Here is a 14,251-nt window from a genome sequence, read left to right on the forward strand (position 1 = left end):
ATGCTGCGCTGATAAACAATGACGGCTGATCACCTCATTCTGGCCGGGGGGGGACATAGCCATGCCCTGATGCTGCGTCGCTGGGCCATGCGTCCCCAACTCCGACCTGCAGGACTGATCACCCTGATCAACCGCCACAGCACCACCCTCTACTCCGGCATGGTGCCTGGTCTCATAGCCAGTCATTACAGACACAGTGAAATCGCGATCGACCTCCGTCGCCTCACCGACAGAGCTGGCGTAGCACTCATCATTGCCGAAATCACAGCAGTGGAGGCCCACCACAATCGCCTGCTCCTCGCCAAGCGTCCTCCCATACATTTCCAACGAATTAGTTTCGATGTGGGCGCCGAAACCTTCAACAAGGGCCCTTCCCTTGAACGAAGCCAGGCTGAACTGGCAATGCCAATCAAGCCTTTGGAGCCTGCCCTGGCATGGCTTGAACAGCAAGACAGTCAGGTGCTGGTCAATGATTCCACGCCACTGACGGTGATCGGGGCTGGCCTGGCGGGAGTAGAAGTGGCGCTCGCCCTTCGTCAACGCTGGCCCAAGCGCCCTTTAAATCTGCAAGCGCATCATGGGCAACCCAGACCAGCTCTAAAACAAGCCCTCTCCAAGGCCGCAATCGTAGTAGTGCCAAGCGGAACCCCCTTGAGTGGCCCCGCCCTGCTCTGCACTGGCAGCCAAGCCCCCGCTTGGCTTGCTACCAGTGGCTTTCCCGTGGATCCCTTTGGGCGTGTTCGCACCACTAAGACACTTCAAATCATCAACCATCCCCACTGCTTCGCCGTCGGCGACTGTGCGGTGATTGATAAGGCCCAGCGGCCAGCCGCAGGGGTATGGGCCGTGCAAGCCGCAAAGCCCCTTGCCCAAAACCTAGAGCGGCTCAGCCGTAGACAACCCACCCGTCCATGGCAGCCACAACAGCTTGCCTTGCAAATACTGGGAAGTCAGCTGACCTCAGGGAGGTTCACCGCCTGGGCTTTTTGGGGCGACCTGATCATCGGGCCCCATCCCTGGCTTTGGTACTGGAAAAAAGCTATCGATCGGCGCTTCATGGGTAACTTTAACGAACTCCCAAGCATGAGCGGAGTTCTCAAGCGACAGGAGAGCATGGCTTGCCGAGGTTGCGCAGCCAAATTGGCTAAGAAGCCGTTAAACGATGCCCTAAAGCAGGCAGGCCTAGGAGCTCTTGGGCAACAACCTGAGGACGCTGCCTTGATTGCCAGCACATCATCAGGCGACAGCTTGCTGCAAAGTGTCGATGGTTTCCCTGCACTGATCAGCGACCCCTGGCTTAATGGTCGCTTAACCACACTGCATGCCTGCTCAGATCTTTGGGCCAGTGGTGCGCATGTGATCTCTGCACAGGCTGTCATCACCCTGCCCAAGGTGTCCTCTGAACTTCAACAAGAGTTGTTAGTCCAAACGCTCAAAGGAATCCAATCAACCCTCGAACCGCAAGGCGCCAAATTAATTGGAGGGCATACCCTCGAAGCCCGCAGCATTCCGCCCCAACCAATCAATCTTGGGATCCAGCTCACCCTTAGCGTTAACGGCAAGGTGGCTTCTGGACGTGTGCCTTGGAGCAAAGGCAAGCTGCAATCGGGAGATGTCCTGCTGCTCAGCCGCCCCATAGGCAGCGGCGTGATCTTTGCTGCAGCCATGGCAGGAAAAGCTCACCCAGAGGATCTCGACGCTGCACTTGCGCAGATGACCATCAGCCAGCACAACCTCCTGACAGCGCTGCGCAGCCTTGAAGAAAGACATACAGGAATGCAAACCATTCATGCATGTACCGACATCACCGGCTTCGGATTACTGGGCCATCTCGGAGAAATGCTCAGTGCAAGCAATCACCAACGCCATAGAGCAGGGCTCCAACCTCTACGTCTCATCCTCGAAGCCGCCGCCATTCCCTCCCTGCAGGGTGCTCTACTGCTACTCAAAGCTGGCTATTCGAGCACCCTGGCCCCAGCCAATCGCCGCAACTGGCACTTGCTCAATCCAAGCATCAACGGCGAAGCCGCACCGATAGAAATCGCACTGAATGATGTAACACCAGGCAGTGAACACCACCAGGCACTGCTCGAACTCATGGTGGATCCACAAACCTGCGGCCCATTAGTCCTGGCCTGTTCAACCAAGATCGCCTCAGAACTTCTCAGGGATGGACCTTGGCAACGCATCGGCCAGGTTCAGCCGATGTAGTGGTTGCTGGTCATTCAATTGAAGTTGGCTACTGAGAGTCACCAACACTGGACTTCGTCAACGTGCAACGCAACACGCGCGTGTACTCAATCTCTAAGCCATCCTCCCGACATGTATACCCTCCTTGTTCAGCTCTCTTGATCAGAGGCTTGAGCCGACGACGCATTGATTGGTCAGGACCACTACTCGCAAGCCAGATAACCGATGGCAAAGGTGGTTGATCGAGTCGTTTCTGCAGCGCAGCACCATCACCCCAAGGCATTGGATTGCTAAGCATCCGACCAGCCGCAACTTCCATATGATCACTCAAATTAAGTAGCCTCGACCTCCGTCCATAGCGCTCCACTTGGCCGGCTAGTGATTGGCTAATCGCACGGAAATTGTCTTGCTCCCTACCACCGGCACTGCCGAGCCCAGGGTGAAGCCCTATATAGCTCTGTTGCCACCACAAAACAGTTAGGGCCGTCAAAGCGACAAGCGCTAAGGCACTACCTCGGAGATTGAGTCGAAGACCCCCCAACTTCACCGCAATCAAAGGCAGAGCCGCCGGCACCAGCACCACGAAGTAGCGGCTAAAAGCCAACGGCTTCACAAACGACACGGCCACTACTGCCAGAAGCATCAACGCGGATGGAATCAAACCGCTCTGATCAAACAGAGAACCAGCAACTACAGCTGGCTGTAAATCCCTTCTATGGCCTTCATCACCATCATGACCAGCAGACAGTCGACCCCATCGTCGCAAAGCCAGCATCAGCAAGACAAACAACCCAATTTTCGGGAAGGGCCAAGGACCAAGGGCCCTTGCCAAGGTCTCCTCAAGCAGAGCGAAACCTGGCTGAGCCAACCAGCCACCCGTGGAATCACGAAAAAGATAAGCAGCCGCGTAAGCAATCCAAACCAAAGCAGGAAGCAAAGCCAGTGTGGCTATGCCGCCCAGCCGCCAGCGCTGCTGCCATAGATCCCAAGCCGCCGCCGCCGCAAACAAAAAAAGACCATAGAAATGGGTGAGTGCTGCAAGGCAAACCGTGATGCCATACAACAGAAGATCTTTTGCAACAAAAGTGCTTGATCCCACTGACTGCAAAAGCCGACGCCGCCACCACCAAGCAAGTCCCACAAACAACACCAAAAGGGCATAACTCTTGCCTTCGATCGCAAAACGCACCGGATAAGGACTGCAAAAAGCCAGCAATGCCGCAAGGCACAAACTCCGACCCCGTGACACCCCTAGCGCCTGAGCCAAGGCGCCTGCCTGAAACACCATTACGATTCCACCAAGCCCATAGGCCAGCCAGGAAAGCAATCGCAACGTCAGAGCGTTCTGACCAACGCTCTGCCCCCAGAACCAGAGAAGGCTGTAATAAACAGGCGGATGAGTGTCATTGCGGAGCATTACCAACAGATCCCTGAAACTTGGCTGAAAACTCTTGCCAACGCTGTAAAGCTCATCACTCCACAAGCTGGTGACATCCACCAACAAAAGAGCCTTTAAGGCAAATGCCACACAGACCAAGATGACCACGACTCCCAGCCCAAAGCGCCGCCAGAACAACATCACCTCAACGCCACCTGCTGATCGATCAGCTCCAGCCTGAGCCGCTTTAATTCGGCCCCCAAAGCCGGACCGGGTCGCCAGCCCTGATCAATCAGGGCCTGTGCCGATACAGGAGACTTCACCTGGCGCCAACGCCCCCACCAACGCAGCAAGGGTCGCCACATCGGTACACCCAAGCAAACGCAAAGAGCAACCGCCTCTGGCTGCCAACCATTGCCCTCCAGGGTTTCGCACCAGCGAGCGGGCGACCACGTCGACAAACTCTCCGCAACCTCTAGCGAAGCCAACAAAATCTGCAATTCGGCCGCTTCCGCCAACAACCTTTGCTGCAATTGTGGCAACTGCAAGCGTTCTGCCATAGCCAGAGGATCCGCAGCTCCGGCCACCAATGCTGTCAGCAACGGCAGCTCCAAACGCCAGGCCCAGCGCATTCGACGATGCCAGTTTTGATCAGCCTGAAGGCCCTCATCAAGTAACACCAGAGCTCCCCAGTCCTGCAAATGAGCCACTGCCTTCTGCCAAGGCTCCCTTTCCAATAACAACTCCAGCTCCATCCGCAAGCGCGTGGAAAGGGCTGGCGGTGCCAGCTGCGGCGCTTCGCCAGGACGCCAAGCCCAAGGCCAGGATTGAAGAGTGGAGCGCACCTGAGCAAGAGCCTCAGGCGCCAATACAAAACCAAGCCGGGCCGCATAACGGGCCCCTCGCACGACTCGCGTCGGATCATCCGTGACACTGTTTGAGTGTAAAAAAAACAGCTGTCGCGTGGCTAAAGCCGCCCAGCCATCATGGGGATCCAACAAGGTCATCCCTGGCAACTCCAAAGCCATGGCATTCACCGTGAAGTCCCTTCGGGCTAAGTCTTCTTCGAGATGACCCTCCGTGACCTGCGGGTTTTGTCCAGGAGATGCATAGGTTTCTTGCCGAGCAGTGGCTAAATCAAGCAAGACCCCATTAACCACAAGTTCCACCGTTCCGTAAGCCCCATGCACACGCAGCTGCGGCAACTGCTCTGGCCCTAAATGACGGCGAAGCGCCTTAGCTAAAACCACTGCTGAACCCTCCACCACCAGATCAAGATCAGGCAAACCTCGCCAGGGATCAAAATGAACCCGATGCAACAGGCCATCTCGAACCGCACCACCCACCAAGGCAAGGCGTTTAATCCCAACCTCTGACGCAACTTGCTGCAGTAGCGCCAACAAACCGATTGGCAAACCTGGTCCATCGGATCCAGGCTCTGGCTTCACCAGACTCTCCATGGCGGTGGTATGCAGGAGAATTACCGCATCATCACGAACTTACAGTTTGTCTGCCCTCACCCGCTGCCTGAAGGAAGAGGCCGCCGCCATCGCCGCCGCTGCCGAACGACTGAGCAGCAGCCAGGTGGAAAAGGCATTGGTCTTGCTTGAACGCTGTGGTGATCAACACGCCAAATTGGTAATCACCGGCGTAGGCAAAAGCGGCATCGTTGCACGCAAAATCGCTGCCACCTTTTCCTCTATCGGCCTGATGGCCCTTTACCTAAACCCCCTCGATGCAATGCATGGCGATCTGGGAGTGGTCGCCCAAGAGGACGTCTGCCTACTGCTCTCCAACAGCGGTGAGACTGCTGAACTGTTAGAAGTGCTTCCCCACCTCAAACGACGTGGCACCGCTCGCATCGCTCTGGTTGGCAAGCCCGACTCATCGCTTGCTCGCGATAGTGACGTGGTGCTTGAAGCAAGTGTTGATCGCGAAGTGTGTCCATTGAATCTTGCCCCCACCGCCAGCACAGCGGTGGCCATGGCGATCGGTGATGCCCTTGCTGCCATATGGATGGAACGTCGCAACATCTCACCTGCAGACTTCGCGTTCAACCACCCAGCCGGTTCGCTCGGCAAACAGCTCACCCTCACCGCTTCGGACTTAATGGTGCCAGTTGAGAAGGTCCAGCCACTACAACCCAACACCAGTCTGCAAGAAGTGATCTGCAAGCTGACCCAAGATGGTATTGGTAGTGGCTGGGTGGAAGACCCCTCCACCGCCGGACTGCTGCTGGGCCTCATTACCGATGGTGATCTACGCCGCGCCCTGCGTGATCACAGTGCCGAGAATTGGGCCAGCCTCAGTGCTGCAGACCTGATGACAGCCGATCCAATCACCGTGGACGCTGATCTCCTCGCAGTCGAAGCGATCAAGCAGATGGAATGCAACCGCCGCAAACCCATCTCAGTACTGCCCGTCGTAGGCCCTGACAGCTCAGGCAATCTGTTGCTCGGACTCCTACGGCTTCATGATCTGATTCAAGCAGGGTTGACATGAGCGGCACCACCCTGATCTCTCGAACCCACCCCCTTTACTGGAACCGAGAGCTGCAATGGCGACTGCAGTGGAAGGCATTAGCTTCCATCGACCTACTGGTGATGGATGTTGATGGAGTCCTTACCGATGGTGGGCTATGGCTTGATGCTCACGGCGAACTGCAAAAGCGATTTGATGTGCGCGATGGGCTGGGACTACGACTGCTCCAACAAGAAGGCCTGACACTGGCCTTGCTGAGTGGTGGCAAAGGAGGAGCGACCGAGGCGCGCGCCAAGCAGCTCGGCATTCAGCACTATTTCGTTGGCATCAAAGACAAAACCGCCGCACTCGCAGAACTGCAGCAACAGCTCAACCTGTCGCAATTAAACACCGCATTTGTCGGCGACGACCTCAATGACCTCATCGTGCGCCCTCTGGTCAAGCTCTTGCTAGCCCCTGCGGATGCCTGTCGTCCCCTTCGATCCCAAGCCGATGCCGTACTCCAGCGCCGTGGGGGGCATGGTGCCGTGCGAGAACTCGCAGAACGCCTACTAAAAGCTCGTGGTCGATGGCATCAACTGCGTAAGAAAGGCTGGAAGGACCGCAATGACTAAAACAAACTCGACGACACAACAAGGGGTCTTCCTTCTCGGGGTTGGCGCACAAAAAGCCGGCACGTCGTGGCTCCATCTACAGCTACATAACAGAGCCGATGCAAATTTTGGCTTCTGCAAGGAATATCACATCCACGATGCATTAACTGTGCCAAAACTAGTCCGCTATAGACAACAACAAGGTTCATGGCTCAAACCACGCACTTGGCGTCGCCAACGCTTCTTCAAGGATACTGGGCGCTATTACGACTACTTTTACAATCTGCTAAGCCAACCTCATATCAACCTAACCGGAGACATTACCCCCTCCTATTCATGCCTAAGCGCCAATACCCTGATGACAATCAAACGTGAATTTACGCAACGCGGGATTCCTGTTCGACCGGTTTTTCTGATGCGTGACCCCATTGAACGAGTGATTTCCAGCCAACGCATGAAACTGCGTAAACGCGGACAAAAAGACCCATCGCAAGAGATAGAAGCCCTTCGGTCTCTTGTTAACAAACTGCCAAAACGAGTCTCAATTCGCAGTAATTACGCGCAGACTTTGGGCGCCCTAGACGAAGCCTTTGGTCACGAAAACTGCTTCATCAGCTTCTACGAAACATTGTTCACACAGAAAACTTACGCGAACCTATGCAAATTCCTAGACATTAACTACCAAGAGCCACGCTGGGGACAAAAGATCAATGCAAGTGCTACAGATACTCTCATACCAGAAGATATTTTAGAGCGGCTAGGGGTGTGGCAATCGCCTATCTACAACGCAGTCAAAAATCAATTACCGCATGTCAATATTGAATCAATATGGTCAACATCTGCAACTTGGTGCAGAGACCAATAAATGCCATTCACCTTGGCTTCACGATCAAGATTTCAAGGCACATTCCCTAGCTTCTTCCAACTGCTCAACGGTATCCACCGAAAGGGATGTCCCCTCAACTGCAAAGGTGGAAATCGTATGACCAGCTTCAATCAATCGCAATTGCTCTAGACGTTCAAGAGCTTCCAAAGGCGAAGGCGGCATACCTGACCAGCAAGCCAACACATCTCCACGAAAGCCATACATCCCCACATGCCCCCAGTAGGTGGTATGGCGATGCCAATCCAAAGGGTCCACACCGCGCACATGCGGAATCGCCGAACGAGAAAAATAAAGCGCTCGGCCGTCAATAGCCAATAAGGTCTTAACCACATTGGGGTTATGGATGGTCTCGGGCTTGAGTCGGTAAACCGGAGTTATCACAGCTGGAACAATCTCTCTTTGCTCAAACTCCATCGCCATTGTCGTCACCACCGCAGGGTCCAAGAACGGCTGATCCCCTTGCACATTGATCACTGCAGTCATAGCCAACCGCTGTTGCTGCTGCTGCTGATCCCAACCATCAGCTTGCTCATCCCAGGCCATGGCAACCAAATGATCGGCAACCGAAGCAATTCTTTCGCTACCTGAACTGCATGAAGCCGAAGTCATCAACACCGGGAAACCCCAGTCTTCCGCCATCTCTTTCAATCGATCACTATCCGTGCAAAGGACAACCGCCGTTGGCCCATGAGCCTGACTGCAGCGCTCAAGAACACGCTGCAGCATTGGCATCCCGCCGATATCTGCCAGAACCTTATTGGGTAATCGCGATGATTCAAGCCTTGCAGGCACGGCCACGACACTGCGTTGAACTCCCATCGGCATTAATCCCAAAGCTTCATCGCATCATCACGAGCACTAAACCATTCAGCCGCTAAGGCACCACCCATCGTGCGCTGTTCGCGGAACCATGGTCCACCCAAAGTCCAATGCAATAACTGGGGTCGTGACTGCCCAACTGAAAGCTCAGGATCCTCCTGAACAGCAACCAAGTGGTTCCAAAGCCCACCCTCAATGGCTCCAATCTCATGATCACCGGCAAGCCAGTGAAAACGATGCAAATCAAGCCCCGTGGCCGTACTCACATAATCGACGGTTAGAGCGGTACAACGACTGCAATTCAGCATCATTAGCGAGCTCCAGTTCTTTTTCGGATAGGGGCTCTGAACCTCACCCAAGAATTTCTTCGTTTCTCCTGGCTCATGCTCATGCTTAACGCACATCACGGCCATCTGTTCATCGCGCTGGGCCCATAGCTCCGCGATATCACCACGGCAGAGCATGTCGCAGTCCATAAAAATCGCCCAGCCTTGATAACCCATGAGCTTCGGCACAAGAAACCTCGTGAAGGAAAATGCCGTGCTTTGCTTCGGATCGCGCTCCCGCCGAAACAAGCCCTGGCCTTCCAACTGAGGAGTAACCAAAGGGGTTATTGCCAGCGGCATCGAGCTGTGCTGGTAAAGACTGTCGATCAAAACATTGGTCGCAGCTCTTTCACGCGGGTCATAACCGATATAAATCGGTATCGGCGTGGTCATGACTCAAGCTTCATCGGTAATTGAGAAGAAGCGTAGACCGACCTCATACCCCACCTGGCGATGGCAAACACCTGAACCAAATCAGAACTCGACAAAATACCAACGTCCGACAAGGCATACCCTTATTTTCCCAAGATTCCTGTACCTCCGGATCATCACTCACCTATCAACAAGGAAAGGCTAACCATGGAGGAGAAAGAGGTTTCATGCCAACATTCTCGTAGGTTTACATAGTTGAAACAGATTCATAGTTGGGCAGCGAATGCTGCTGCAACAATTGAAGTCGTATTTTATTTCAGAATCCCTTCGACGAAAAACTAAACACGTAATACTATAATGGGGAGAATCAGAATAGCAGCCCATGGGTAGTACACCAGAAAAAGATCACGGCCTAAGCCCTCTTGAATTCTTTACCCTATGCAAAGATAACGCAAACCTTATTGCGACAGCAATTACCTCTATGAGCCTTGTCGCATTAGCCTCAGCACAGGTATCTATCGCGCTTAACCAATCCAAAGCAGATTTACTAAAACTCACTTGTGCTCAGTGGATGGGTTCCAATATTGGCAGCAAGGAAAAAAAAGTGGCCTACAAAAAAATGATGGGACTTACTATGGCCGAAGAGACTCTTGGCAGTCGAGAAAACCGCGAGAAATTCTTGCAATTTCTATGCCAATAGCCATTATAAAAGCCATCAGATAAAATCAATAGGCCAGATTTATTATCAGACCAAATGCATGCATAACCCTACTCCCAAGTGACAAGAAAACTGTCAGCTGAATTTTAGATAACAACAAAGAAGGCTACGGTTTTTTACAGCTCCCAATGAAATGGATCAGATTATTTTTTTAGCGATCTGGTTTTCATTGGATAACTAACCTCGGCCAATCATATAAAAGATGCACCTGTTCCTAAAGTTAGTTAGGCTCAAGACAGCAAATTGAGCAGAGTCTTCAGAATGGCAAGCCCGAGGGTCTCACTGGACAACATCATTTTTGCTAACGACCAGCCCTTCGTCTTGATAGGCGGAGTGAATGTGCTTGAAAGTCTCAATTTTGCAATTGATGTAGCAGGCTATTACGTGGAAGTTTGCCGACGCCTAGGAATACCTTTTGTCTTCAAGGCCTCTTACGACAAGGCAAATCGCTCCTCAATTCATTCATACCGTGGCCCCGGCATCGCAATAGGGCTCAGTATATTAAAGGCCGTGAAAGAGACATACAAAATCCCGGTTTTAACTGATGTCCATACAACGGAAGAGGCCACTGAAGCTGCTGCTATTTGTGACGTGATTCAACTTCCTGCCTTCCTGGCACGCCAAACAGATCTTGTGCAGGCGATGGCAAAAACAAATGCCGTAATCAATATCAAGAAGCCACAATTCCTGAGCCCAGAGCAAATGAAAAATATTACTGAAAAATTCAGAGAATGTGGCAACACTAAATTGCTTCTTTGTGAACGTGGCTCCAACTTTGGCTACGACAATCTAGTGGTCGACATGTTGGGCTTTGGAGTCATGAAGAATACCTGCAATGATTTGCCCCTGATTTTCGATGTCACCCATGCATTGCAATGCCGCGATGCTGGCGGAGCCGCCTCGGGCGGCCGACGTTCACAAGTTCTTGAACTCGCCCGTGCTGGCATGGCCGTTGGGCTTGCGGGTTTATTCCTTGAATCGCATCCCGACCCCAACAAAGCTCTCTGCGATGGCCCCAGCGCACTGCCTCTAACATTGCTAGAAGCCTTCTTAAAGCAAGTTAAATCAGTTGACGATCTAGTCAAAAGTATGAACAAATTAACCATTATATAAATATTCAAAACATCAAAAGCCAGGTCATTCTATTCGCATTCTAAAGGCGATCTTAATCAACACCCAAAACCTTATTGGAGTAAACAAGGCGTCGATTCAAATGATCCACACTAGGCAACATCAACGCAGGTTGTGCTGGCCAAGCAGGCCCCTGCAGCCAAGACGTGTTGTAGCTAATCTCTCGACTCTTAAGAGGATCAAATCGCAGACGATTACCTGCCAGGATATGACTTTGTGTCTCAACTCCTGGAGTGAGCATGGCCTTTTCGAAGGGAAGTCCTAACCATTCACACAACAATGTGAGAGACCTCTCAGGTGAAAGGGCTAATTCCTCATAGCCAAGTAAAAAAATTGGCTTACCCGAACGGGTTAAATCCCTTTCAAAGCGTCGATTCACCCAACACCAGCGAGCCAACGACCTGACCCCAGGCAAGCTCTTGCCCTTCTTGCTGCCATCACGAGCACGGGAATGCACCCAAGAACGCACATCACGAACCAAAAAGATGATGCGTACATCAAGATCTGGCAGAACCTGAAGAGGGATCTGAAGATCATCCTGATAAGAGTCGACCACCCACTCGATCTCACCATTCTGCTGATTGACGTAATGGTCAACATTGCCAAGTAACTGGCGCAACTTGTCAGCTAAAGGCAAATGATCATGGACGGGCAGCCAATCAAGCAAGGGACCCCAAATAGGACAACTAGCCGCCGTGGTGCCACATGTACAAAGACGCTGATGGCGCAATTCAGCCCTAAGACGAGCAGGACCACGTTGCTCCTCACCTGGTGAAGGAGTCCGCAAAATGCGTAGAGCCTCACCCAAGCCGATCATGCTTGGGTGGCTCCCCAACGCCAAATCGAGAATGGTGGTTCCGCTATGGCCCAGGCCACGAATCAGGAGCAGTTTTTTACGTGCCATCACCTCAGGCCTACTCCAAAGGCTCAATCGGGGCCAAACGTGGATCAAGAATCTTTGGCCCCATACCGGCGAACTTGACAGCAATCGACACTTTTTCACCACTGCCGAAGGTATGGGTGATCTCGCCTTCGCCAAAGCTGGAATGCACGACACGGTCCCCTACGACCCATGCCTTGCCTGGAGCGGGCCCAGCCTGCCGCCGCCGCACTGCATTGCTAGGGGCTCCGCTCACACCACAGGCTTTGATCCGTTGATTGTCATCGCGATCAACCCGCGTCAAACGGTCAAGCCGTCGCTCACGCCGTAATGCCGCACCACCAATTTGAGGGAGATCACCCTGCACCAAAGCCTCGGGTAACTCAGCAAGAAATAGTGAGGGAACAGCAGGCTGTCGCATGCCACCCCAAAGCCTTCGCTCACTGGCATGAGACAAAAACAAGCGTTCTTTGGCACGCGTCATCCCCACATAGCAAAGGCGTCGTTCTTCCTCCAAAGAGGATGGATCATCAAGAGAGCGATAGCTAGGGAAAAGTCCCTGCTCCATCCCAACCAGAAAGACCAAGGGAAACTCAAGCCCCTTACTGCTATGCAAAGTCATTAACGTCACCCGATCAGCAGACGTGTCCTTGCTATCAGCATCGCTGGCCAACGCAGCAGAGGCTAAGAAGCCCTCAAGATTGCCCTCTTCATTTTCTTCCTGGTATTGCAAAGCAGCATTCACAAGTTCTTGCAAATTGCGTCGCCTCTCCTCTGCCTCATCGGTAGCTTCAGCGATCAGCTCACTGATATAGCCACTCTTCTCCATCACCTGCTGAATCATCTCCGAAGGAATCTGATCTTGAACCGAGCGTTGCAAATCATTGATCAATTCACAGAACTGCAACAACCCCTTCGCCGATCTGCCTCCTAGTGAGCGCACTGCTTCCGCATCACTCACCACATCCCACAAAGGAATCCCAAGTTGATTAGCAGCATCAGCAAGTCTCTGCAAGGTGGTCTTACCAATGCCTCGCTTGGGCACATTGATGACTCTGAGCAGGCTCACCGTATCGGCGGGGTTAACCAATAAGCGTAAATAGGCCAAAATATCCTTGATTTCACGCCTGTCATAAAAACGTAGTCCGCCCACGACAATGTAAGGAATACGCCAACGCACCAACGACTCCTCAATCGCCCTGGACTGGGCATTGGTGCGATACAGCACTGCCACATCTCCCCAGCGAAGTTCTGGATGAGCAGCTTCCAGCATGCGCATTCGATGCACTACAGCTTCAGCTTCTGCGATCTCATCGTCACAGCGGGTAAGGGTGATCAACTCCCCCTCGCCACGGGTAGCTCGCAATACCTTGTCAATCCGCTCTGTATTGTTAGCGATCAAGGCATTAGCTGCCTCCAGAATTGTTGAGGTAGAGCGATAATTCTCCTCCAACTTCACCATGGTGCGAGTGGCATCATCTGATGCTTTATCGCCAAAGTCGTCCTGAAAGCCCATTAAAATCGTGAAATCAGCCGCACGGAAGCTGTAGATGCTTTGATCTGCATCACCGACCACAAAAACTGAACGGCCCTGCCAATCATCAAAGGTCTCAGGTTCCCGACCATCAGTAACCAACAACTTGATCAAGTCGTACTGAGTGCGATTGGTGTCTTGGTATTCATCAACTAACACATGCCGAAAACGGTTGTGCCAATAACGTCGTATCTGCTCGTTCTGCTGAAGTAACTGGACGGGCAACAGCAGCAGGTCGTCGAAATCAAGTGCGTTGTTCGCCGCTAATGCCTTGCGATAACGCCGATACGTCTCAACCGTGAGCTTGCCTCGCTGACCATCGATCTGGGTTTCCATTTGATCAGGCAACCAGCCTTGATTTTTGGCGTTACTAATCGCCCAGCGCACCTTCTTAGGCTCAAAGCGCTTGGGATCAAGCTGTAGCTCCTGAGTCACAATCTCCTTCACCAAACTCTGAGCATCGGCCTCGTCGTAAATCGAAAACTGACGGGTCCAACTCAGCCCTTCTGCATCACGAAACTTGTCAATGTCAAAGCGAAGCAAGCGAGCAAATAAGGAGTGAAATGTGCCAATCCACAACTCTTTGGTCACCTCTCGAAAAATTCGACCACGCAACTGGCGTTGGTCCACCGGCGGTAAAGTGATCCATGGTTGGCCGTATTGACTCTCAGCAAGCCGCTGGGCCAATAACAGCTCCAAACGATCCTTCATCTCGCGCGCGGCCTTGTTGGTAAAGGTCACAGCCAAAATCTGAGCCGGATCGGCACCATGCGCTCCAATCAAGTGAGCGATGCGATGCGTCAGTGCACGCGTCTTACCACTACCAGCTCCTGCAACCACCAACAAAGGTCCCTGATGATGGTCGACAGCCTTGCGCTGAGCATCATTAAGGCCAGCAAGAAAACTCAAGTTTTAAACCTCAAAATTGGCGAGAGTTTCACCT

General features: G+C 52.8%; 12 protein-coding genes. 6 read left to right on the forward strand and 6 right to left on the reverse strand.

Translation table 11 applies throughout. The features are described 5' to 3' along the window. Nucleotides 1-18 precede the first annotated feature (18 nt). Nucleotides 19-2,211 (forward strand): selenide, water dikinase SelD, encoded by a 2,193-nt coding sequence (gene selD, locus SIB79_RS09930; protein WP_063404908.1) that lies wholly within the window; start codon nucleotides 19-21, stop codon nucleotides 2,209-2,211. Nucleotides 2,212-2,239: 28 nt separating this feature from the next. Here the strand turns inward: selD and SIB79_RS09935 are convergent, their stop codons facing one another. Then, nucleotides 2,240-3,769, reverse strand: coding sequence for a hypothetical protein (locus tag SIB79_RS09935; RefSeq protein WP_063404906.1), 1,530 nt, complete (start codon nucleotides 3,767-3,769; stop codon nucleotides 2,240-2,242). Beyond that, complete coding sequence (locus tag SIB79_RS09940; RefSeq protein WP_063404904.1) at nucleotides 3,769-5,028, reverse strand: CCA tRNA nucleotidyltransferase; 1,260 nt, start codon at nucleotides 5,026-5,028, stop codon at nucleotides 3,769-3,771. The genes SIB79_RS09935 and SIB79_RS09940 overlap by 1 nt, the downstream gene beginning before the upstream one ends. Between SIB79_RS09940 and SIB79_RS09945 the strand changes: the two genes are divergently transcribed. Genes SIB79_RS09945 through SIB79_RS09955 form a run of 3 tightly spaced genes read left to right on the forward strand, consistent with a single transcriptional unit; the run spans nucleotide 5,027 to nucleotide 7,507 of the window. Next, nucleotides 5,027-6,070 carry a KpsF/GutQ family sugar-phosphate isomerase gene (locus SIB79_RS09945; RefSeq protein ID WP_063404902.1) on the forward strand — a complete coding sequence of 348 codons (1,044 nt, stop codon included), beginning with the start codon at nucleotides 5,027-5,029 and terminating at the stop codon, nucleotides 6,068-6,070. The two genes, SIB79_RS09940 and SIB79_RS09945, sit on opposite strands and share 2 nt — an antisense overlap. Next, nucleotides 6,067-6,663 carry a KdsC family phosphatase gene (locus SIB79_RS09950; RefSeq protein ID WP_063404900.1) on the forward strand — a complete coding sequence of 199 codons (597 nt, stop codon included), beginning with the start codon at nucleotides 6,067-6,069 and terminating at the stop codon, nucleotides 6,661-6,663. Before SIB79_RS09945 ends, SIB79_RS09950 begins: the two co-directional genes overlap by 4 nt. Then, nucleotides 6,656-7,507, forward strand: a complete 852-nt coding sequence (locus tag SIB79_RS09955; protein WP_063404898.1) for a hypothetical protein — start codon at nucleotides 6,656-6,658, stop codon at nucleotides 7,505-7,507. Before SIB79_RS09950 ends, SIB79_RS09955 begins: the two co-directional genes overlap by 8 nt. Nucleotides 7,508-7,531: 24 nt before the next feature. On the opposite strand, the gene SIB79_RS09960 is transcribed toward SIB79_RS09955, so the two are convergent. After that, on the reverse strand, nucleotides 7,532-8,347 hold the full coding sequence (locus SIB79_RS09960; RefSeq protein WP_063405402.1) for a 3-deoxy-manno-octulosonate cytidylyltransferase family protein: 816 nt from the start codon (nucleotides 8,345-8,347) through the stop codon (nucleotides 7,532-7,534). Nucleotides 8,348-8,352: 5 nt separating this feature from the next. Further along, nucleotides 8,353-9,066, reverse strand: a complete 714-nt coding sequence (locus SIB79_RS09965; protein ID WP_063404896.1) for a glycosyltransferase — start codon at nucleotides 9,064-9,066, stop codon at nucleotides 8,353-8,355. 361 nt (nucleotides 9,067-9,427) lie between these two features. Between SIB79_RS09965 and SIB79_RS09970 the strand changes: the two genes are divergently transcribed. Together SIB79_RS09970 and kdsA are read left to right on the forward strand one after the other, a co-directional pair. Further along, on the forward strand, nucleotides 9,428-9,745 hold the full coding sequence (locus SIB79_RS09970; RefSeq protein WP_063404894.1) for a hypothetical protein: 318 nt from the start codon (nucleotides 9,428-9,430) through the stop codon (nucleotides 9,743-9,745). A 279-nt stretch (nucleotides 9,746-10,024) separates the two neighbouring features. Further along, nucleotides 10,025-10,876 carry a 3-deoxy-8-phosphooctulonate synthase gene (gene kdsA, locus SIB79_RS09975; protein WP_063404892.1) on the forward strand — a complete coding sequence of 284 codons (852 nt, stop codon included), beginning with the start codon at nucleotides 10,025-10,027 and terminating at the stop codon, nucleotides 10,874-10,876. 52 nt (nucleotides 10,877-10,928) lie between these two features. Here the strand turns inward: kdsA and SIB79_RS09980 are convergent, their stop codons facing one another. Both SIB79_RS09980 and SIB79_RS09985 read right to left on the reverse strand, forming a co-directional pair. Continuing rightward, complete coding sequence (locus tag SIB79_RS09980) at nucleotides 10,929-11,798, reverse strand: sulfotransferase family protein (protein ID WP_063405400.1); 870 nt, start codon at nucleotides 11,796-11,798, stop codon at nucleotides 10,929-10,931. A 10-nt stretch (nucleotides 11,799-11,808) separates the two neighbouring features. Next, complete coding sequence (locus SIB79_RS09985; RefSeq protein WP_063404890.1) at nucleotides 11,809-14,217, reverse strand: UvrD-helicase domain-containing protein; 2,409 nt, start codon at nucleotides 14,215-14,217, stop codon at nucleotides 11,809-11,811. Nucleotides 14,218-14,251 lie beyond the last annotated feature (34 nt).

The sequence above is a fragment of the Prochlorococcus sp. MIT 1342 genome (assembly GCF_047304495.1).
Lineage (GTDB): Bacteria > Cyanobacteriota > Cyanobacteriia > PCC-6307 > Cyanobiaceae > Prochlorococcus > Prochlorococcus marinus_D.

Bases quoted from the DNA above. Each gene is read 5' to 3' on its own strand.
- selD (WP_063404908.1), top strand. From the start codon at position 19: ATGACGGCTGATCACCTCATTCTGGCCGGGGGGGGACATAGCCATGCC.
- SIB79_RS09935 (WP_063404906.1), bottom strand. From the start codon at position 3,769: ATGTTGTTCTGGCGGCGCTTTGGGCTGGGAGTCGTGGTCATCTTGGTC.
- SIB79_RS09945 (WP_063404902.1), top strand. From the start codon at position 5,027: ATGGCGGTGGTATGCAGGAGAATTACCGCATCATCACGAACTTACAGT.
- SIB79_RS09940 (WP_063404904.1), bottom strand. From the start codon at position 5,028: ATGGAGAGTCTGGTGAAGCCAGAGCCTGGATCCGATGGACCAGGTTTG.
- SIB79_RS09950 (WP_063404900.1), top strand. From the start codon at position 6,067: ATGAGCGGCACCACCCTGATCTCTCGAACCCACCCCCTTTACTGGAAC.
- SIB79_RS09955 (WP_063404898.1), top strand. From the start codon at position 6,656: ATGACTAAAACAAACTCGACGACACAACAAGGGGTCTTCCTTCTCGGG.
- SIB79_RS09960 (WP_063405402.1), bottom strand. From the start codon at position 8,347: ATGGGAGTTCAACGCAGTGTCGTGGCCGTGCCTGCAAGGCTTGAATCA.
- SIB79_RS09965 (WP_063404896.1), bottom strand. From the start codon at position 9,066: ATGACCACGCCGATACCGATTTATATCGGTTATGACCCGCGTGAAAGA.
- SIB79_RS09970 (WP_063404894.1), top strand. From the start codon at position 9,428: ATGGGTAGTACACCAGAAAAAGATCACGGCCTAAGCCCTCTTGAATTC.
- kdsA (WP_063404892.1), top strand. From the start codon at position 10,025: ATGGCAAGCCCGAGGGTCTCACTGGACAACATCATTTTTGCTAACGAC.
- SIB79_RS09980 (WP_063405400.1), bottom strand. From the start codon at position 11,798: ATGGCACGTAAAAAACTGCTCCTGATTCGTGGCCTGGGCCATAGCGGA.